The following is a 19,960-nucleotide window of genomic DNA, read 5'->3' as shown; positions in this document are numbered from 1 at the left end:
TCTCACTTCATGGACCATAGGCGCTTACCACGAGCTACTGTGGGCCAATACCGGCGTATATTCCTTTTCAGTCACCTTGAACCGCCCCACCATCCCCGCCATATCCACCGCCTGATCATCCAGCGATCCGCTGGCGGTCGCCACTTCCTCGACCAGCGCGGCGTTTTGCTGGGTGACCTCATCAAGTTGGGCCAGTGCCTGGTTGATCTGCTCGATCCCCGAGGACTGCTCGTTCGAGGCGGCGGATATCTCGGTGACCAGCGCGGCGGTGTGCTGGGCGCGCTCGGCAATGGAGGTCAGCGCTTCGCTGGTGGCGTTCACTAGGCCCGAGCCCTGGGTGATGCTCTCGACGTTGTTATCGATAAGTTGGCGAATCTGGCGGGCCTCGTCGGCGCTGCGGCTGGCCAGGTTGCGCACTTCAGACGCCACCACCGCGAATCCGCGGCCCTGTTCGCCGGCGCGCGCGGCTTCCACGGAGGCGTTGAGCGCAAGGATATTGGTCTGAAAGGCGATATTGTCGATTGCTTCCACAATGGCGGTGACTTTCTGGTTGGCCTGGTGGATCTGCTCCATGGCCGTACGCGCCTGCTGCGAGACAAGGCTTGCCTCATTGGCCTGGTCGGCCATGTCCTGGGTAGAGAGGCGTGCCTGCTGAGCGGTGTCGGCACTCTGCCTGACGTTGGCGGTGATCTGCTCCATGCTCGAGGCGGTTTGTACCAGCGAGGATGACTGCTCCTCGGTGCGCTGAGCAAGGTCGGCATTGCCCTTGGCGATCTCCTTGCTGGCAAGCTCCACGGAAAGCGCGCTCTGCTTGATGCTGGCGACCAGCTCCTCGGTGTTGGCCGTCGAGTCGTTGAAGGCCAGGTAGAGCGTCGAGAGTTCGTCGCTTCCCGGCACCGCCAGGCGCTGGGTGAGATCGCCGCCACGATTGCGAATGCTGTCGAGCGCGGCCTGAAGCGGGCGAGTAATGCTGCGCACGATCAAAAACGCCAGCAGCAGTGCCAACAGCGTGGCGGTGATAGAAGCGACCAGATAGATGATCAATCCTCGGATCGCTTCGCTGTGCAGCCGCTGCGCCGTATCGAGCAGCTGGTTCGAGGCTTGTTGGGCCACCCCGTTGAGCTGGTCGATGAATTGGGTTTGCTGGTCGAACCAGCTCTGGTGGTTGACGCCGAAGCCACCGGCGACGCCGCGCTCCATGGCGATCTGGCGCATAGCGGCCAAGTTGTCCGCCAGCGGGCTTTGACGGACCTCGGCCAGCCGCTGCGCAAGGTCTGGCGTTGCGAGCATGTCGAAACTGCGAAGATAGGCGCTCGAGCGGCCCGCCAGCGAGAGAAAGTTGCTATAAGCGGCAGGGGAGAGCACATCGGTACTAAAAGCGGTCGTCAGTACCGCGCGCTCGATACCGGCGAGCTCTTTCACGTTGAGCAGGTGGTAGTTGGCGTTAAGCTGACGAACGATTTCACCCTGCTCCACACTGAACGTCAGGCGGCTAACGATATCGATCATTAGCGCGTTGATCCCCGAGTAGTAAGTGGTCGACTGCTCGCCGCTCACGCCCAGCCGATCGATCTGCTGGCGTACGGTAGCGAGTTCGCTTAGCTGCTGCTCGGCTTGCGTCACCTGTGCTCTAAGCGCGGCATCGGCGTCGGTAAACGTGAAATCCGCCAGATAGGTCTCGAGTTGATCGAGCTCCTGATCGGTCTGGCGGCGCTGCTCGGGAAGCTCTACGCGAAAGTTCTGCCCACTGCTGCCTAAAAAGGCGGCCGACATGCCGCGTTCGCGTTGAAGCTCGTGCACCAGTTCGCCGGCGTGCTGGCTCAGGGTGGTCATTCTTTGCAGCGCATTCATCCTTGCGGCCATCTCGCTACGCTCCAGAATGCCGGAGGCCGCCAGCCACACCATCGTGAGCAGCGGGAGAAACAGCACGAGCATGAATTTGCGTCCCATGGGGATACGGTGTAATGCCTTGAGCATTGGTCGATCTCTTGCGCGTTGGCGGAATCTGGTCACTCCCCGGGGTTAACCACGACTAATCCAAGGATTGATATTCTATCGGCGCCCGAGCGACGAAATTGAGCAAAATAATTCAATTTAAATAGAAGGCTCCTGAATCAAACGTTTGATTCCTCTTGGGCCATGAATCCAAGGGCCGAGATGGTTGAGATCAACAGTCATAAGGCTGCTTACATGATTCAAATCCGGTGGCTACCGCCGCATCAATAGTGACGAACCCGACGGCAAGTCTGCCCGACGTAAGGATAAAAAACGTCTTTTCGGCGAAGCGTAATAAAACGGCAAGCTTAATTTTTATCTATCAAAAGTTAATAATTAAAGGAAGCTTTTTAATCCATGTTGTTTGTTTTTTATACCGTTTGATGAATTTGTTGATTTATAAATGTCTTAGCGCTTCAAGATGGGCTGATTTTAATCCGGGCTTACTGAGGTTGAGAAGTTAAATAGGCGCGAATGGCAGCTAAATAGCCGTAAAAGTTGCTAGTAAGGCGGTTTTCTTGCATCAAAGTCGGGCAAATGAGCAGGTTGGCGTTGTGATCATAACGTGCGTTATAGGGAGGCTGCTTATGGGTTGCAAGCCCTTTTATATCGGCTACCTTACCACTACACATTTATGGTGCTTATAAAGCGCTATTGATCGATCTGAAGTTTAATCATACAAGGAGTGGATTAGATGACAGTCACCAACACACCGCTTAATGTTGTGACCGCCCATAAACAGTTCAGTGAACTCGGCGATACGCTCTCTACGCAAACGACGAGTGCGCAGGACCTTTACCCGACACGCCTGGCCGAGGCGCCGGCCTCGCTGACCCAGCCCCGACAGGATGCGGTGGTGAAAGGGGGCAAGCTCGATGGGCCGCTATCGAAAGCGCAGCTTGAAGAGTTCGAGCGTAAGGGTTTTTTGTTCATTCCCAACCTGATCAGCGGCGACGAGCTCGAGGAGCTTTGCGATGATATTACCGAGCTGATGAATCGGGATGAGTTTCGCAACCGCGAGTTCAGCATCACCGAGCCCGAAAGCAACGAAATTCGCTCGCTGTTCGCTGTCCACAAGCTCTCCGAACGCCTGGGCGCGCTCGCCTCGGACGACCGTGTGGCCGGTGCGGCGCGTCAGATCATTGGCGACGACCCCTACATTCACCAGTCGCGCATCAACTACAAGCCGGGCTTTGCTGGAAAGGGGTTCAACTGGCATTCGGATTTTGAGACCTGGCACGCCGAAGACGGCATGCCGCGGATGGACGCCGTCAGCGCTTCGCTGATTTTGACCGATAACCATGAGTTCAATGGGCCGCTGATGCTCATCCCCGGTTCGCACAAGGAGTTCGTTCCGTGTCTGGGCGAAACGCCGAAGGATAACCACAAGAGCTCGCTGAAAGCCCAGGAAGTGGGCGTGCCAAGCGCCGAAGCACTTAGTGAGTTGGTGGCCAAGCACGGCATCGAAGCGCCGAAGGGCAAGGCCGGCGGGCTGCTATTGTTCGATTGCAACACGCTGCACGCCTCCAACGCGAACCTCTCGCCAGACCCGCGCAGCAACGTATTCTTCGTGTTCAATCGTCTTGATAACCGCTGTGGCGAGCCCTTCGCGGCGCCCAAGCAGCGCCCGGGCTTTCTCGCCCACGGCCCGGATGCGGACTGGTCGCCGCAGTCGGATTGATCGTTCTACCAGGCCGCCTGATAGGCGGCCGTTTTTATTGAGCGCCGCTTTCCAGCAGGTAAATGAGAGCGGCGTTTTAGCGTTTCTGTTATTACGCGCCATGTGTTCAGAAATCCACACTCTTTACGTGTCTTGATGTTGTGTAAAGCCCGCCTATGATGAAGTGAACGGCTCCTTGTTCCTTTGGCGAGCACTTGCTCGGTCACACAGGCGAGCCGATAACTGCTTTAACCACTTCTTAGGGAAAAGAGAGGTCGCGGTGTGAAAGCGGAGTCTTTCAGACGCTGTCGGCCGAGTGTGCTCCGGGATGAGCAGTCAACCTCTGCCAGAGCAGGGACGTGCTGGCAGCCTCGGTTCAAGACGAGAGGTCGTCATGGAAAGCAAACACCTGTTGGACTGGCTGCGTGACGCGCACGCCATGGAAATAGAGGCCGAGCAGATGCTCGGCGCCCGAATTCAACGGCTCGAACGCTATCCGATTCTGCAAAAGCGTCTCAAAGAGCATCTTGCCGAAACCAAAGGCCAGATAAAGAAACTCGAGCACTGCATGGGACTTCTGGGTACCGATGAAGCAACGATCAAGGATGTCGGCGCGCCACCTGCCGTATCAAGCCAAATTCTAAGCGCTACCATGGAGGACGAAGACGTCGTCAAATGCAGTATCGCCGCCTATGCGTTCGAGCACTTTGAAATCGCCAGCTACAAGGCGATCGTCAAGGCGGCGGATCACGCGAAACAGGCGGAAATCTCACAAATTTGCCGCGAAAGCCTCGAGGAGGAAGTGGCCATGGCAAAATGGCTCAAGGAGCACTTCGATGAAACAACGCGCGTCTTTTTGGAGCGCTCTCAAGACGATGTACCGAACTCTACCGAGTAATGTGAGTTTTCAATAATTCCCTTTTTATCAAACCCCGGCCTTAAACCGGGGTTTGGTTTTTAACTTTTAGTTAAAGACTTTCATATTGTAGGGTTTGTTGAGCCACTATTTAAATGGAAGTTTTAAAAGTGTCCTTTTTTATATTCTTTTTCAGGTCTCGATAGAGGGCTTTTAAACAAGGGTTTTCTTTCAATAACATAAGTTATTATTTTTAATAGCTTTATTCTTTGACAAAAAATCTCTGATGTTCAATTATCATCTGCCTGGTTTAAAACGAATTTACGGCCCTCGACCACCTGAATAATCGTCAGTTATTTAACCCTTGTTAAATTTATCGGGTTTAAAGGTGTGCCGTTTCTCGCAATGAGGCAGTGTACTGCGCTCGTTGTTTTATCGACTTTAGTCGTGCTCAGGCGCTCGAATCATCGGCGCTAAGCTGGGTGCCCTGGGTTATGTAGGCCTTCGTTAGTACGCAGCAAGCAGAATGTTGATGGAAAGGATTTAATGGAAGCAGGTAGCTCTACGCCGCTACTCAACGGTCGCGGTGCCAAGGATGCGCGCATTACGCTCGCCAACACGCTGGGACTTTACGGCCCTATCGGCGCGTTGTCGCAGAGCCTGTTGGGCGGCGTCGGTGTAAAAACCATCACACTGCGAAGACATCAGAAGCTCTTTTTTCTGCAGGAAGGCAAGCCTCGCCTTTTTGTCGTGAAGAAGGGGTGGGTGGGCATTTGCCACTCGGTGAAAAACTACGGGCAGGATATCGGCAACGTCTATATGCCCGGCGATATCGTGGGTCTGCGTGAAAGCTTTTTTGACCATCAGGACGTGGCCATTCTGGCGCTACAGCACTGCGAGCTGGAAAGAGTGGCGGCCGAGGACCTGCACGAGTTATTCGAGGCGCACGATGACATAAGAAAGGCGATCGTTTCTTATGTCATGGTGAACGACAACATCGCCATTGCGCGGCTAAGAAGCTGCACCCACCACAAGGCAGAGGAGCGCGTTGCCCACTATCTGCTCGAAGTCTACGCGCGCTACCGTTTCAAGCAGGACGACGATGCCGATTTCTTCTCGCTGCCCATTACCCAGGAAGTGATCGGCGAGCTTTTAGGCATGACCAGCGTCCATGTTAGCCGCTGCATGACTGCGCTCGAGCAAAAAAAGCTGATCCGCAAAAGCCGCACCGTCGTCAAGCTGCTCGAGCCCGAGCGATTGAAAGAGCAAACTGGCTTCGACGAGCAGCTGATGTACGGGCACGTCTACATGAACTGAGCCGCCTGATCGGCGTCATGGGCAAGCGGATAGCCGCGTTTGACTTGCAGGCAGCCGGTAAAACGATGGCCGGTAAAAAAGCAGGGCGGGTTGTTGTGCCGGTGCTCGGGTGGGGTAGACTAGTGCGCCTGTCCCGGCACGTATAACGAGAAGGAGAGTACCCGCCATGCGTTTTGTTACCCGGTTTACCGATGGCCAGGAGTTTTCCCACGCGCTGGGTAAAATCGTGTGTGTTGGCCGCAACTACGCCGACCACGCTAAAGAACTCGATAACCCGGTACCCTCGGAGCCGCTTTTGTTCATCAAGCCGGCGACCAGCGCGGTGGACATCACTTTGCCTCTGGAGCCTCCCTTCTCGCGCGGCGAGGTGCATTTTGAAACCGAGCTTGCGCTTTTGATCGGCGAGTCGCTGACCCACGCGACCCATGAGCAGGCCGAGCGCGCCGTGGTCGGGATTGGCCTGGCGCTCGATCTCACCCTGCGCGACGTGCAGACCAAACTCAAGGAGAAGGGCCACCCCTGGGAGATCGCCAAGGCCTTCGACGGCGCCTGCCCGCTCTCGGCGTTCTTGCCGCTAAGCCAGGTGCCCAACTGGAACGCGCTGACCTTTACGCTCGAGATCAACGGCGAGCAGCGCCAGTTCGGTGAAGGCTCCGACATGCTGTTTGCGATCCCGACGCTGGTGGCGGAAATGAGCCGCCACTTCACCCTCGAACCGGGAGACGTCGTGCTGACCGGCACGCCCGCCGGCGTCGGCGAGCTGCCCCGCGGCGCGGCGCTCAAACTGACGCTGACCGGTGGGCTCGAGGTGAGCACCTCCGTCGTCGAATAACCGCTCAAACGTAAAAAGGGCCGCCGGCTGAGTGCCGGCGGCCCTTTTCTGTTTCATGCAGCGCGCCTTGAGCGGCGCTACTCGAGGTAGGTGTAGCCCTCGAGCCCCTCGTTGAGGCTCGCCGCGAAGCGCGCCTGCTCCGCTTCTGAAAAGCCGCTTTTGGTGAGTTGGTCGAACAGCTTGCGCTGCAGCACGCGAGCGTCGAAATTGACGTAGCCCAGCACGTTGGCCACCGTGTCGCCGGCCTGGGGGTTGGAGAAGACCCACTCGCCGCGCTCGTTGAGCGCCGCATCCACGGAGTCGGTGTCGCCGAAGAGGTTGTGCAGGTCGCCAAGAATCTCCTGGTAGGCGCCGACGAGGAAAAAGCCCAGCCAGCGCTCGTTGTCATCCGGCCATTCGGGCAGCGGCAGGGTGCTCTCCACGCCCTGGCCGTCGACGTAGCTGTCGATACGCCCGTCGGAGTCGCAGGTGATGTCCTGAATCACCGCGCGCCGGGTGGGCGGGGCGTCGAGCCCGGTCAGCGGCAGCACCGGGAAAATCTGCTCGATGCCCCACACGTCCGGCACCGACTGAAACAGCGAGAAGTTGACGAACAGCTTGTCGGCGAGCTTTTCGGCCAGCTCGTCGAGAATCTCGCGGTGGGCGCGGTTGCGGCTGTCCAGCTGGCCCTTAAGCCGCGCGCAGGCGGCCATGTAGAGCCGCTCGCCCTGGGCGCGGGCGTCGATGTTGGAAAGCCCCAGCACGAAGCGCTCATGAAGCTCGCTGACTGCCTGCAGCACGTCGTGCCACGCCTCGACCAGCACCCGCGGCTCCTGGGTCTCCTCCAACTGGTCGAACACCCGCCACAGCGCCTCGACCTGCGGGTCGTCGGTGTCATCGCGCGCCGGCGGCGTGTCGTCGATGCGCTCCTCGCCGATCACGTTGGTGATCAGGACCGCGTGGTGGGCGGTCAGCGCTCGGCCGGATTCGCTGATCAGGTGCGGGGCGGGCAGATCCGCTTCCTGGCAAAGCTGAGCGAAGGCGTTGACCACGTTGCGGGCGTACTCGCGCATCGAGTAGTTGACCGAGCAGTCGCTTCTGGAGCGGGTGCCTTCGTAGTCGATGCCCAGCCCCCCACCGACGTCGACCGTATCGACCGGCGCGCCGAGCGCCACCAGGTTCTGGTAGAAGCGGGCGCACTCGCGCAGCCCGCGCTGGATATCGCGAATGTTGGCGATCTGCGAGCCGAGGTGAAAATGCACCAGCTGCAGGCTCTCCAGCGCGTTCTGGCTTTTGAGCGTTTCCACGACCTCGAGAATCTGACTGGCGGTAAGGCCGAACTTCGACTTCTCGCCACCCGTATTTTGCCATTTGCCCTTGCCTACCGAGGCGAGCCGGGCGCGCAGGCCGATGCGCGGGGTCACCTCGAGCTCGCGCGCCTCCTCGAGAATCATCGAAAGCTCGGAGAGCTTCTCGACCACCAGATACACCTTGTGACCCAGCTTCTCGCCCAGAAGCGCCAGACGCACGTACTCGCGGTCCTTGTAGCCGTTGCACACGATCAGAGACGAACCGGCGTCGGAAAGCGCCAGCACGGCCAGAAGCTCCGGTTTGCTTCCCGCTTCGAGCCCCACGCGTCCGCTGCCGCGCTCGGCGGTGGCGAGAATCTCTTCGACCACGCGGCGCTGCTGGTTCACCTTGATCGGGTAAACCGCGGTGTAGCCGCCGGCGTAGTCGGCTTCCTGCATGGCGCCGTCGAAGGCGCTGCAAAGCTGCTCGACCCGGTCATGAAGAATGTCGCTGAACCGCACCAGCACCGGCAGGCGCAACCCCGCGGCCTGAAGCTCGCGGGCCAGCGCGTTGAGCGGCAACACCGGCCCGTCGGTGTCGCTGCCCAGCGGCCTTACCAGCGCCTGGCCCTGGTCGTTGACGTCGAAGTAGCCGCTCCCCCACTGATCGATGTTCCAGGTACGGCGGGCGCGCTGGGCGGCATTCGTTACGGTCAGCGATTCACTCATTAAGCAGTCACCTCGGGTAGCGGCAGCGCACCGTGTGCGATGCGCGCCTTCAAAATGGTGCGAAAACGCTCCGGGTCATGGGGCGTCAGATCATGGGCCGGCGGGTCCACGTAAACCACTAAAAGCCGCGAGAGCCAGTAGCGAAGTGCCGTCATGCGCAGCATCACCGGCCACAGCGCGCGTTCGGCCTCAACAAACGCCCGGCGGGCGAGATAGGCGCCGAGCACGGCGTCGTAGCGCTCATGATTGAGCCTGCCATCGTCGTCCGTGGCCCAGTCGTTGATCACGATGGCGACGTCGAACAGCAGATCCCCGGTGCAGCCGTTGTAAAGATCGATGATACCGCCAAGCGTATCGCCCTCGAACAGCGTGTTATCGCGGAACAGATCGCCGTGCAGCGCGCCGGTGGGAAGCTCGCCGTATTGATTGAACGCGGCCTCGAAATCATCGACCTCGTTTTTCATCAGCGTTTGATCTTCCGGGCTCAAATATCCCAGCACCTTGTGGTGGACCGCCTGAAGCCAGTGAAGATCCCGCGGGTTGGGGCGCTGTCCGGGAAAGTGCTGGGAGACCACGTGAAGCCGCCCCAGCGCATCGCCCAGCGCCCGGCACTGGGCCAGGTTCGGGTGAGCGGGATGGCTGCCCGGCATGCGCGGAAACAGCAGCGCCGGCTTGCCCGCCAGGCTTTGAAGCGCAATGCCTTCCCGGTCGTGCACCGGGCCGGGCACCGGAATGCGGTGCTCGTCCAGGTAATCCATCAGCTCGACGAAAAACGGCAGCTCCTCGTGCTCCCCCTGCTCGAACAGCGTCAGTACCAGTTCACGCCGGTCGGTGGTGACGAAAAAGGTCGAGTTTTCCGTGCCGCCGGCCACGCCCTTGAGCGCGGTGAGTCGGCCTGCGTCGAATTTTTCCAGAAAGGTGGCGACCTGCGCGTCGCCAAGCGGGGTGAATACTGCCATCGTTTTCTCGCCCGAATTTTTGAGCGCCCATTGTAGCGAGTCAGCGCGCCACTTGGCAGCGTTAAGACGATTTCATCGCTGTCTCTGCAATAGCGCCAGGGAGCGCGTATCATAAGGCCATCCGCATTTTGCGACCGCTACTCATCAATAGGGAACCCGGTTATGGCCCGCGCTCCAATCGTGCTCGTCGACGGCTCGTCGTATCTCTACCGCGCCTTTCACGCGCTGCCCCCGCTCAACGCCTCCAATGGCCAGCCCACCGGCGCCGTGAAGGGCGTCATCAACATGTTGAAGCGCCTGATCAAGGACTATCCGAAAAGCCCCATGGCGGTGGTCTTCGATGCCCCGGGCAAGACCTTTCGCGACGAGATGTACCGCGAGTACAAGGCCCACCGCCCGCCGATGCCGGATGACCTGAGAAGCCAGGTCCAGCCGCTGCACGACTGCGTGCGCGCACTTGGTCTTCCGCTTCTATGCATCGAAGGCGTCGAGGCGGATGATGTGATCGGCACGCTCGCCTTTCACGCGACCAAAGCCGGGCGCGACGCGGTGATCTCCACCGGCGATAAGGACATGGCGCAGCTGGTCAACGGCCACATTACGCTGGTCAACACCATGAAGGATGAAACCCTCGATGTCGCCGGGGTCGAGGCGAAATTCGGCCTGCCGCCCAGCTTGATCATCGATTATCTGGCGCTGATGGGCGACAAGGTCGACAACATTCCCGGCGTGCCCGGCGTGGGCGAGAAGACCGCGATCGGCCTTCTGCAGGGCATGGAAGGCGGCCTCGATATCATCTACGGCGATTTGGAGAGAGTGAAAACGCTGAGCTTTCGCGGTGCCAAGACGCTGCCGAAAAAGCTCGAGGAGCACCGCGAGCAGGCGTACCTGTCCTACCAGCTCGCCACCATCAAGACCGACTGCGAACTGCCGGTGGGCCTCGATGATCTCGAGATCGCCCATCCGGACCGCGAAAAGCTCACCGAGCTCTATAAGGCGCTGGAGTTCAAACAGTGGCTTGCCGAGCTGCTCGAAGGCCGCGACGAAGGCGTCGACGACGTGAAAGGCGGCGAGCCCGTCGCTGCAAACGCTGACGAAAGTGAGCCCACGCCGAGCGCGGCGCGCGAGGACCACGTCATCACTGAACAGACGGTTTTCGATAAGTGGCTAAAGCGACTGAAGAGCGCCAAGCGCTTCTGTTTCGATCTGGAAACCACCAGCCTCAACTACATGGAGGCGGAGATCGTCGGCGTGGGGCTATGCCTGGAAGCGGGCGAGGCGGCCTACATACCGCTCGCCCACGACTACCTCGACGCGCCCACCCAGCTCGACCGCGACGAGGTGCTCGCCGCGCTCAAGCCGATTCTCGAAGGCACTGACGCCGTCAAGATCGGCCAGAACCTCAAGTACGACATCTCGGTGCTCGCCAACTACGACATTTCTGTGGCCGGTAAGCTTGCCGACACCATGCTGGCGTCCTATGTGCTCAACTCCACCGCCACCCGTCACGACATGGATTCGTTAGCGCTCAAGTACCTGGGCGAAAAAACGATTTCGTTTGAAGAGATCGCCGGCAAGGGGGCCAAGCAGCTCACCTTCAACCAGATCGCGCTCGAGGAGGCCGCGCCCTACGCCTGTGAGGACGTCGACATTACCCTACGCCTGCACGACACCCTGCGCCCCCTGGTCGAAGCCGAAGGGCGCTTGTCCGAGGTGCTGGATAAGCTGGAGCTGCCGCTGATCAAGGTGATCTCGCGTATCGAGCGCAACGGCGTGGCGATCGACGACGAGCGTCTGCACCAGCAGAGTCAGCAGCTCGATAAACGTATCCGCGAGCTCGAAGGCGAGGCGTTCGAGCTTGCCGGGCGCGAGTTCAACCTCGGCTCGCCCAAGCAGCTCGGCGAGATTCTGTTCGAGGAGCAGAAGATTCCGGTGCTCAAGAAAACGCCCAAGGGCGCGCCCTCGACCGCCGAAGCGGTGCTGGAAGAGCTGGCGCTCGACTACCCGCTGCCCAAGGTGATCATGCAGCATCGCGGGCTCTCGAAGCTCAAATCGACCTACACCGACAAGCTGCCCCGGCTGATCAACAAGGCCAGCAAGCGGGTCCACACCAGCTACCATCAGGCGGTCACCGCCACCGGGCGGCTCTCCTCCAGTGACCCGAACCTGCAGAACATCCCCATCCGAACGGAAGAGGGACGCAAGATCCGCCAGGCGTTCGTTGCCCGGCCTGGCTACAAGATCGTCGCCGCCGACTACTCGCAGATCGAGCTGCGCATCATGGCGCATCTTTCCGAGGACAAGGGCCTGCTGGAAGCGTTTGCCGAGAACCGCGACATCCACACCGCCACCGCCGCGGAAGTCTTTGGCACCTCGCTTGATAAAGTCACGGTCGATCAGCGCCGCAGCGCCAAGGCGATCAACTTCGGCCTGATCTACGGCATGAGCGCCTGGGGGCTGGGTAAACAGCTGCACATCGAGCGCGGCCAGGCCCAGACCTACATCGACCGCTATTTTGATCGCTACCCGGGCGTGGCGCGCTACATGGAGCGTATCCGACGCCAGGCCGCGGAAGACGGGTTCGTCGAAACCGTGCTGGGTCGGCGGCTGTACCTGCCGGAGATCCACTCGCAAAACCGCGCCCGCCGCCAGGGCGCCGAGCGCACCGCGATCAACGCGCCGATGCAGGGTACCGCCGCCGACATCATCAAGCAGGCGATGATCGACGTCGACGCCTGGCTTTTGGATAGCCAATTCGACGCGCTGATGGTCATGCAGGTGCACGACGAACTGGTGTTCGAGGTCAAGGAGGACCAGGTCGAGACGTTCATCGAACAAGTGCAACAACGCATGCAGGGCGCGGCGGCGCTTAAAGTGCCGCTGATCGTCGAGGCAGAGACCGGCGATAACTGGGACGAGGCGCACTAGCGCGAGCGGTGCCCACAACGAAACGGCCCGCCGAATGGCGGGCCGTTCTGGTTCTGGCGAAAGCCTAGCGCCAGCCCACGCGGTCGAAAATACGCACCGCTTCCGGGTTGTTCTCGCCCAACAGGCTCATGTTGATGTCGTCGCGCTTGAACTCGCCCCAGGAGTCGAGCAGCGGGTCCTTGGCCACGCCCTCGACCACCGGGAACTCGTAGTTGCGGTCGGCCAGAATCTCCTGAGCCTCATCGGAGGCCAGGAACTCCAGGAACCGAATGCCGTTTTCCGGGTTCTGGGCGTTGGCCACAAGGCCCGCGCCGCCGACGTTGACGTGGGTGCCCCGGTCGTCCTGATTGGGGAACAGAATCTCTACCCGCTCGGCGGCTTCGCGCTCTGAATCGTCGTCGGAGTTCAGAAGGCGCGCGTAGTAGTAGTGATTCGCCACTGCCACGTCGCACTCGCCGCTGGCCACGCCGAGAATCTGGTCGGTGTCGCCGCCTTCCGGGTCGCGGGCCATGTTGTTCACCACGCCCTGAGCCCAGGCTTCGGCCTCTTCTGCGCCATGATGCTCGATGAGAGAGGCGAGCAGCGACTGGTTGTAGATGTTGTTCGACGAGCGAATGCACACGCGGCCTTCGAGGTCGGGCTCGGCCAGCGCCTCGTAGGTGGCGATGTCGCTCGGGTCAACGGTTTCCGGGTTGTAGAAGATCACCCGCGCGCGCTGGCTGAAGCCGAACCACAGGCCTTCCGGGTGGCGCATCGCCTCGGGCAGGCGCTCGTTCAAGACCTCGGAATCCACGCTCTGGAACAGGCCGTCTTCTTCTGCGCGCCACAGCCGGCCCGCATCCACGGTCAGCATCACGTCGGCGGGGCTGGCGATGCCTTCACGCTGCATGCGCTCCATCAGCTGGTCGGAGTCGCCTTCCAACACGTTCACTTCGATACCGGTTTCATCGGTAAAGGCCTTGTAAAGCACCTCATCGGAGTCGTAGTGGCGGGCCGAGTAGATGTTGACCTCATCTGCCTGGGCGCTGGCCGCGGCGCCCGCGCCGATCACGGCGGCGGCCAGGGGCGCCAGGGTCAGCGTTCTCTTCATGACTGTATTTTTCATACCTGTCTTCTTCATGATTGTTCTCCGTAAGGCAAATGGTTAGAGGGCTTATTATTTGATAATGGTTTTCATTCGCCGGTATTGAAACGGTTCCCCGCGTGCGGGTCAAGTCAAATGAAAACGAGACGCATCCGTTGATGTTAACGGATGAAAGCGCGGCGGATTGAAAATACAATGGCGCTTTTAACCCTGCGGCTTGCCCCTTTCCGAGAGTGCCCATGACCTCGTCTACTGCCCCCACCTTCGATTCGCCGGCGCTCGCGCTTCAGGGCATCGAGCACGCCTTCGGTGATCATCGCGTCGTCAAGGGCGTCGATCTGGTGATCAACCCGGGAGAAGTCATGTGTTTGCTGGGGCCTTCCGGCTGCGGCAAAACCACGCTGTTGCGCATCGCCGCGGGCCTTGAAGCGGTGCAAACGGGGCGGGTGTGTCTCGACGGTGAAGAGATCGCCGGGCCCGGCCGAACGCACCGGCCGCCGGAGAAGCGAAGCGTGGGGCTGGCGTTTCAGGAGTCGGCGCTGTTTCCCCACCTGAGCGTGCTCGATAACGTCACCTTCGGGCTCAACCACCTGCCCCGGCGCGAAAGAGCGCCGCGGGCGCAGTCGCTGCTCGAACAGCTGGGCATGGCGGATCACGCCAGCCGCTACCCGCACATGCTCTCCGGCGGCCAGCAGCAGCGGGTGGCACTGGCCCGGGCGCTGGCGCCGAGACCCAATTTGATGCTGCTCGACGAGCCGTTTTCGAGCCTGGATGCCAGGCTTCGCGATCAAATCCGCGACGATACGCTCCACGTGCTCAAGCATCTTGGCACCGCCACGCTCTTGGTCACTCACGACCCGGAAGAGGCGATGTTCATGGCGGATCGTATCGCGCTGATGCGCGACGGCCAGATCGTTCAGACCGGCACGCCTTATGAGCTCTACTGCCTGCCGGTAGACCCCTTCGTGGTCACCTTCTTTGGCGAGGTCAACGAGCTCGAAGGCGTGGTGAAAAACGGCCAGATAGAGACGTCGATCGGTACCTTGAAAGCAGAGTGGCTCGAGGACGACACCGCGGTGCAGGTGATGATTCGCCCTGAGGCGCTGCGGCTAAAAGCGCTCAATCTGCCCATTGGCGAGCACCGCGAAAGCCACGTGATCATGGCCAAGCTTCTGGGCCGGGCGAGCCTCGTGCATCTTTGCGCCCACGCCCAGAACGGTGAGGAAGCCCACCTGCACGCCCGCGTGCCCGGCGTCTACCTGCCCGCGCCCGGCCAGCCGGTGGAGATCGACCTGGATCACTCCCAGGTGTTCATTTTCCCGCGCCGCGGCGCATCGCCACGCTGAGCAGTATCACCGGCACGATGCCCGCCAGCACGATAGCGAGCGAGGCGGTCGAGGCCTCGGCCAGGCGCTCGTCCGAGGCCAGGCTGTGGGCGCGCACCGCCAGGGTGTCGAAGTTGAACGGGCGCAGGATCATCGTCGCCGGCAGCTCCTTCATCACGTCGACGAACACCAGAATGCCCGCCGCCAGAAGGCTCGAGCGCATCAGCGGCGTGTGTACTCGTCTTAACGTGGCGCCTGCGGTGTGGCCCAGCGTGCGCGAGGCGGCGTCCATGCTCGGCGTCACCTTGCCAAGGCTCGCCTCCACGGCGTTGAACGACACCGCGAGAAAGCGCACCACGTAGGCGTAGATCAAAATGAACGCCGAGCCGCTGAACACCAGCCCCACGATCACCCCATAGCGGGCGTGCAGCCAGGCATTGAGCGTGCTATCGAGCCAGGCGAAGGGAATCAAGATGCCCACCGCTACCACCGAGCCGGGAATGGCATAGCCCATCGCCGCCACGCGGGTAAAGAGCCGGGCCGGCGCGGTGTCGTTTAGCCGCACGCTGTAGCTCAACACGACCGCCAGCCCCACCGCGATCAGCGCCGCGACGGCCGCCAGGCTCAGGCTGTTGAAGGCGAAGCGAAGAAAGCGGGTGCCCAACAGCGCATCGCCCTGGGTGAGCGCCAAGTGGAGCAGAATGCCGCCAGGCAGCAGAAAACCGACGACGACCGGCAACACACACGCAAGCGTGGCCGCCGCCGCTTTCCCCCCGGCCAGCCGATACTCCGGCAGCGGCTGGCGCTGGCCTGCGGCGTGAAAATAGCGCCGCTTGCCGCGCGACACCTGCTCCAGCAGTACCAGCACGATCACGAAGCTCAAAAGGCACGCCGCCAGCTGCGCGGCGGCTACCGGCTCGCCGAGCCCAAACCAGGTGCGGTAGATGCCGGTCGTGAAGGTATCCACACCGAAGAACTGCACCGCGCCGAACTCATTGAGCGTTTCCATCAATGCCAGCGACACCCCGCCCACCAGCGCCGGACGTGAAAGCGGCAGCGCCACGCTGAAAAAGAGCCGCCAGGGCCCGCGCCCCAACGTGCGGCCTACATCCAGCATGCCCGCCGACTGCTCCAGAAACGAGGCGCGGGCCAAGAGGTAAACATACGGATAGAGCACGAAGGTGATCAGCGTCGCCGCCCCACCCAGCGAGCGAATGTTGGGGAAATAGTAATCGCCATACTGCCAGTCGAACCAGGCGCGCAGCGCGCTTTGAAACGGACCCGCCACCTGAAAGAAATCCGTATAGGCGTAGGCGATCACGTAGGTCGGCACCGCCAGCGGCAGCAACAGCGCCCACTCGAAGAGGCGCTTACCCGGAAAGCGGCACATCACCACCAGCCACGCGCAGCCGGTGCCGATGATCAGCGTCCCGAGCCCGACTCCCAGCGTCAGCCACAGCGTATTGATCAGATAGCGCGGAAGCACGGTGCTCGCCAGGTGCCCCCAGATGCCGTCGGTCGGCACCAGCACGTGGGCCAGCACGATCAAGATCGGCAGCGCCACTGCCAGGGCTACGCCAAAAAGGGCCAAAGACCAGGGCGACAAGGCGCCAGCGAGTCGGCAGGCGGCCCGGGGCGAGCAGTGGGGGAGCGTCGACATGAAAGGCCTCCAGGGCGGCGCGTCAGTCCTTGAAACGAAAAAGCTTGAAACGAAAAAGCTTGAAACGAAAAAGCTTGAAACGAGAAAGCTTGAAACGAGAAAAGAGTGCGGCCGAGAATAGTATCACCGCGCGAGAAGCGGCGCAGCCAGGAAAGGAGGACGGTGTGATGAGGGAAGCGTGGGCAGATCGAACAAGACGCCGCCGCCCGAAGGCGGCGGCAAGGGCTCAATAGCCGACCATCAGCCCCGGCAGGCCCGTGACCAGCACCGGGAAGAACGCCATCAGCACGCAGGCGATCAGAATCAGCGCGCAGAAGGGGATCACCGCCTTGTACAAGTCGACGATCTCCACTCCGGGCGGGGCAACGCCCTTGAGATAGAAAAGCGCGTAACCAAACGGCGGGGTGAGAAACGAGGTTTGCAGCACCACGGCGACCATCACCACGAACCAGAGCGGATCGATCCCCATCTGCTCGATGATCGGCAGCATGATGGGAAAACTGAGCAGCACGATGCCCGTCCAGTCGAGAAACATCCCCAGCACGAACACCAGCAAAAACATCATGATCAGCGCGCCGGTGGTGCCGCCGGGCATGGCCAGCAGCAGATCCTGAATCACCTGCATGCCGCCGCCTCGCGAGAACACGCCGGTAAAGGCGGTCGCGCCCACCAGCACCAGCATGACCATGGTGGTGGTCTTGCCCGCGTCGATCAGCGTGCGGTAGCAGGTGGAGACCTTGCGATCGCCGAAGATCAAAAACAGGATGAACGCGATCAGCACGCCGATCGCCGAGGCCTCGGTGGCGGTGGCGATACCGGTGAACAGCGCCCCCAGAACGCCGAGAATCAGCGCCATCGGCGGCACCACGTACTTGCCGAGCATTTTCAAGAGCTCGCCGGTACTCACCTCCGCGCGCTCTTCCTTTGGCACCGGCGGCCCATAGGAGGGCTTGAAGTGGCAGATGATCAGCACGTAAAGCGCGTACATCACGCCCAGCATGACGCCGGGCACCATGGCGCCGGCGAACAGCGCACCGACCGACACCGGCGAGTAGCTCGCCATCAAGATCAGCATGATGCTCGGCGGAATCAGAATCCCCAGGCAGCCGCTGGCCATGATGACCCCAGCGCTGAGCTCCTTGTTGTAGCCATACTTGAGCATCGGCACCAGCGCGATCATGCCCATCACCGCAATCGAGGCGCCGACGATGCCGGTGGTCGCGGCCAACAGCACTGAAACGATGACCACGGTCAGCGCAAGCCCGCCGCGCAGATTGGCCAGCAGCAGGCGCATGGCGTCGAACATGCGCTCGGTGACGCCGGAGTCGTTCAAAAACCTCGCCATGAGCACGAACAGCGGGATCGCCACCAGCACGTAGTTGTCCATGGCGTTGCCGAAAATGTTGTTGATCAGCGTGCCCAGCACTCGCTCGCCGGGGCCGACGAAGGCGCCGATCACCGCCACCCCGCCGAGCACGAAGGCGAGCGGATGACCCATGAACAGCCCGACCAGCAGGCCACCGAACATCACCAGCGCCAATAGCTCAGGACTCAAGTTCATGGGAGCGTTCCTCACGCAGGGCGATAACGGCGCGCAGTACGATCGCGATCGCCTGCAGTAGAATCAGCGCGGCGGCGAGCACGATCACGCCCTTGATGGGGTAGACCGGCAGCGCCACCATGCCGTAAGTCGTTTCGCCCCGGCTGAAAGCGCGCTCGAAAAACAGCCAGCCGTATTTCAGCATCATCCAGATGAAGGGCACGAAGAAGATCAGATAGCCCAGCAGGGTCAGCACCGCTTGGCGCTTGTGTGACAAAAGGCGCTTGAGCACGTCGACTTCGACGTGGGCGTGATGCTTGAGCCCGTAAGCAGCCATCAGCATGAAGTGGGCGCCAAACAGCATCTTGGTGACATCGAAGGCCCAGTCGCTGGGCCGCCCGAGAAAAAAGCGCGAGGCAATATCGTAAAGCACGATCAGGGTCATCACGGCGATCAGTGGCGCGATCAGGCGCCCGAACAGCTCGTTGAAGGCGTCGATCGCCTTGGCAATGGCATTCATGGAAGCCCTCCGCAGTCAGCTGAAAGCCCCGGCCTGGCCGGGGCGGTAAACGCGCCTTACAGGCAGGCTTCGATCTCTTCCAGTGACGGCAGGTTGTCCATGGTGCGGCTCATGTTGAAGGGGTAGGAGACGTCGCGCCAGGTGGCGTAATCCTGCAGGTAGCTGACCATCGACTGGTAGACCTTGGCGTGGTCCGGGTTCTCGCAGGCGCCCTGAACGATCACGTCGTTGGTCACCTGCTGGATCTGCGCCAGATCCTCGTCGGAGAACTGGTTGATGGTCACGCCATCCTCGACGAACTTGCGGGTGGCTTCATTGGATTCGCGCTCGGACCAGGCCAGCGACCAGGCCATGGTGGCGTCGGCGGCGATGCGCAGCTTCTGCTGAGTATTCTCATCCAGCGCGTTCCAGGCGTCCATGTTGATCATCACGCCAAACACGCTGGCGGACTGGTGCCAGCCGGGCGTTGCCCAGTTGTCGGCCACTTCCGCGAAACCGGCCTTGTAGTCGACGCCGGGGGTGGAGAATTCGCCGGCGTCGATCACGCCACGCTCGATGGCCTGATACACCTCGCCGCCGGCCAGCGTCACCTGAGAGCCGCCCAGCTGCTCGAGCACGCGGCCCTGGTCACGCCCGGAAAGGCGCAGGCGCTTGCCTTCGAGATCGGCGATGCTCGCGATCGGCGTACGGCCCATGAAGCCGGACTCGTTGTTGGTGATGCCGTAGGGCAGGTACATCATGTTGAACTGGCCGTAGATCTCCTCATACATCTCGCGTCCGCCCCACTGCTGAATCCAGTTCAGGTAGTCCACGCCGTTGAACAGGCTCGTGGTGGTCGCAAGCGGCGAGAACGCCGGGTTGAGCCCCGCCCAGTAGCCGGGCCAGTCGCCGGCGGCCTCGATGCTGCCGGTTTCGGTGGCGTCGAACACTTCGGTGCCCGGCATCAGGGTACCGCCGGCGCGAAAGTTGATCTGAAGTTCCTCGCCGGCCAACTGATTGACCAGCTCCACCCAGTGACGGTCGATCTGAATCAGATCCAGGTTATCCGGCCAGGTGGACGTCATGGTCCACTGCTCTTGAGCCTGGGCAGTGGAGGCGAACAGCACGCCCGTGGCGAGGGCCGTGAGGGTAAAACGCGAGGCAAGTTTCATGATGTGTTCCCTGTTAGCGTGTGGTGTTGTTGATATTGGCAAACGGTCAGGAAAGCGAGCGCAGGTTTACGTATACGTAAATTTGGGTGCGCCACAGCGATAAGCTAGCATACTCGCCAGGCCCGCGCGCCATAGC

14 protein-coding genes are annotated in these 19,960 nt (G+C 61.1%); 6 read left to right on the top strand and 8 right to left on the bottom strand.

Features of this window, described 5'->3' with window-relative positions; genetic code table 11:
• Positions 1-24 precede the first annotated feature (24 nt).
• Positions 25-1,977: a nitrate- and nitrite sensing domain-containing protein gene (locus RN346_RS14480; protein WP_311961522.1), complete on the bottom strand. Its 1,953-nt coding sequence runs from the start codon at positions 1,975-1,977 to the stop codon at positions 25-27.
• Between the two features lie 712 nt (positions 1,978-2,689).
• On the opposite strand from RN346_RS14480, the gene thpD reads away from it, so the two are divergent.
• From thpD to RN346_RS14460, 4 genes are all read left to right on the top strand, one after another.
• The gene (thpD, locus tag RN346_RS14475; RefSeq protein ID WP_311961521.1) at positions 2,690-3,676 is read left to right on the top strand and encodes an ectoine hydroxylase; all 987 of its coding nucleotides are present in this window, start codon (positions 2,690-2,692) and stop codon (positions 3,674-3,676) included.
• Positions 3,677-4,049: 373 nt separating this feature from the next.
• Positions 4,050-4,553, top strand: coding sequence for a ferritin-like domain-containing protein (locus RN346_RS14470; protein WP_311961520.1), 504 nt, complete (start codon positions 4,050-4,052; stop codon positions 4,551-4,553).
• A 504-nt stretch (positions 4,554-5,057) separates the two neighbouring features.
• Complete coding sequence (locus tag RN346_RS14465; RefSeq protein ID WP_311961519.1) at positions 5,058-5,828, top strand: Crp/Fnr family transcriptional regulator; 771 nt, start codon at positions 5,058-5,060, stop codon at positions 5,826-5,828.
• 166 nt (positions 5,829-5,994) lie between these two features.
• A complete protein-coding gene (locus RN346_RS14460; protein WP_311958670.1) occupies positions 5,995-6,660 on the top strand; it encodes a fumarylacetoacetate hydrolase family protein in 666 nt (221 codons plus the stop codon).
• 77 nt (positions 6,661-6,737) lie between these two features.
• On the opposite strand, the gene speA is transcribed toward RN346_RS14460, so the two are convergent.
• Complete coding sequence (gene speA / locus RN346_RS14455) at positions 6,738-8,657, bottom strand: biosynthetic arginine decarboxylase (RefSeq protein WP_311961518.1); 1,920 nt, start codon at positions 8,655-8,657, stop codon at positions 6,738-6,740.
• On the bottom strand, positions 8,657-9,616 hold the full coding sequence (locus RN346_RS14450) for a homoserine kinase (RefSeq protein WP_311958668.1): 960 nt from the start codon (positions 9,614-9,616) through the stop codon (positions 8,657-8,659). The genes speA and RN346_RS14450 overlap by 1 nt, the downstream gene beginning before the upstream one ends.
• A gap of 162 nt (positions 9,617-9,778) precedes the next feature.
• On the opposite strand from RN346_RS14450, the gene polA reads away from it, so the two are divergent.
• Positions 9,779-12,544 carry a DNA polymerase I gene (polA, locus tag RN346_RS14445; protein ID WP_311961517.1) on the top strand — a complete coding sequence of 922 codons (2,766 nt, stop codon included), beginning with the start codon at positions 9,779-9,781 and terminating at the stop codon, positions 12,542-12,544.
• Between the two features lie 64 nt (positions 12,545-12,608).
• On the opposite strand, the gene RN346_RS14440 is transcribed toward polA, so the two are convergent.
• Positions 12,609-13,649 carry a Fe(3+) ABC transporter substrate-binding protein gene (locus RN346_RS14440; protein WP_311961516.1) on the bottom strand — a complete coding sequence of 347 codons (1,041 nt, stop codon included), beginning with the start codon at positions 13,647-13,649 and terminating at the stop codon, positions 12,609-12,611.
• Between the two features lie 218 nt (positions 13,650-13,867).
• On the opposite strand from RN346_RS14440, the gene RN346_RS14435 reads away from it, so the two are divergent.
• Entirely contained in the window at positions 13,868-14,974 is a 1,107-nt protein-coding gene (locus RN346_RS14435) for an ABC transporter ATP-binding protein (protein WP_311961515.1), read from the top strand.
• On the opposite strand, the gene RN346_RS14430 is transcribed toward RN346_RS14435, so the two are convergent.
• The 4 genes from RN346_RS14430 to dctP form a co-directional block, all read right to left on the bottom strand.
• Positions 14,940-16,613 (bottom strand): iron ABC transporter permease, encoded by a 1,674-nt coding sequence (locus RN346_RS14430; protein ID WP_311961514.1) that lies wholly within the window; start codon positions 16,611-16,613, stop codon positions 14,940-14,942. The two genes, RN346_RS14435 and RN346_RS14430, sit on opposite strands and share 35 nt — an antisense overlap.
• 226 nt (positions 16,614-16,839) lie before the next feature.
• A complete protein-coding gene (locus RN346_RS14425; protein WP_263586131.1) occupies positions 16,840-18,174 on the bottom strand; it encodes a TRAP transporter large permease subunit in 1,335 nt (444 codons plus the stop codon).
• On the bottom strand, positions 18,158-18,673 hold the full coding sequence (locus RN346_RS14420; RefSeq protein WP_263586132.1) for a TRAP transporter small permease subunit: 516 nt from the start codon (positions 18,671-18,673) through the stop codon (positions 18,158-18,160). The genes RN346_RS14425 and RN346_RS14420 overlap by 17 nt, the downstream gene beginning before the upstream one ends.
• Before the next feature lie 56 nt (positions 18,674-18,729).
• Positions 18,730-19,824 carry a TRAP transporter substrate-binding protein DctP gene (gene dctP / locus RN346_RS14415; RefSeq protein ID WP_311961513.1) on the bottom strand — a complete coding sequence of 365 codons (1,095 nt, stop codon included), beginning with the start codon at positions 19,822-19,824 and terminating at the stop codon, positions 18,730-18,732.
• Positions 19,825-19,960 lie beyond the last annotated feature (136 nt).

It is taken from the genome of Halomonas sp. PAMB 3232 (assembly GCF_031954225.1).
Taxonomy (GTDB): domain Bacteria; phylum Pseudomonadota; class Gammaproteobacteria; order Pseudomonadales; family Halomonadaceae; genus Vreelandella.
The sequence above is the reverse complement of the archived record's forward strand: the minus strand, read 5'-3'. Positions and strand labels throughout refer to the sequence as shown.

Excerpts from the sequence above, each read along its gene's own strand:
- dctP (WP_311961513.1), bottom strand. The coding sequence starts at position 19,824 with ATGAAACTTGCCTCGCGTTTTACCCTCACGGCCCTCGCCACGGGCGTG.
- RN346_RS14425 (WP_263586131.1), bottom strand. The coding sequence starts at position 18,174 with ATGAACTTGAGTCCTGAGCTATTGGCGCTGGTGATGTTCGGTGGCCTG.
- thpD (WP_311961521.1), top strand. The coding sequence starts at position 2,690 with ATGACAGTCACCAACACACCGCTTAATGTTGTGACCGCCCATAAACAG.
- RN346_RS14460 (WP_311958670.1), top strand. The coding sequence starts at position 5,995 with ATGCGTTTTGTTACCCGGTTTACCGATGGCCAGGAGTTTTCCCACGCG.
- RN346_RS14465 (WP_311961519.1), top strand. The coding sequence starts at position 5,058 with ATGGAAGCAGGTAGCTCTACGCCGCTACTCAACGGTCGCGGTGCCAAG.
- RN346_RS14430 (WP_311961514.1), bottom strand. The coding sequence starts at position 16,613 with ATGTCGACGCTCCCCCACTGCTCGCCCCGGGCCGCCTGCCGACTCGCT.
- RN346_RS14420 (WP_263586132.1), bottom strand. The coding sequence starts at position 18,673 with ATGAATGCCATTGCCAAGGCGATCGACGCCTTCAACGAGCTGTTCGGG.
- RN346_RS14450 (WP_311958668.1), bottom strand. The coding sequence starts at position 9,616 with ATGGCAGTATTCACCCCGCTTGGCGACGCGCAGGTCGCCACCTTTCTG.
- polA (WP_311961517.1), top strand. The coding sequence starts at position 9,779 with ATGGCCCGCGCTCCAATCGTGCTCGTCGACGGCTCGTCGTATCTCTAC.
- RN346_RS14470 (WP_311961520.1), top strand. The coding sequence starts at position 4,050 with ATGGAAAGCAAACACCTGTTGGACTGGCTGCGTGACGCGCACGCCATG.
- RN346_RS14440 (WP_311961516.1), bottom strand. The coding sequence starts at position 13,649 with ATGAAAAATACAGTCATGAAGAGAACGCTGACCCTGGCGCCCCTGGCC.
- RN346_RS14480 (WP_311961522.1), bottom strand. The coding sequence starts at position 1,977 with ATGCTCAAGGCATTACACCGTATCCCCATGGGACGCAAATTCATGCTC.
- RN346_RS14435 (WP_311961515.1), top strand. The coding sequence starts at position 13,868 with ATGACCTCGTCTACTGCCCCCACCTTCGATTCGCCGGCGCTCGCGCTT.
- speA (WP_311961518.1), bottom strand. The coding sequence starts at position 8,657 with ATGAGTGAATCGCTGACCGTAACGAATGCCGCCCAGCGCGCCCGCCGT.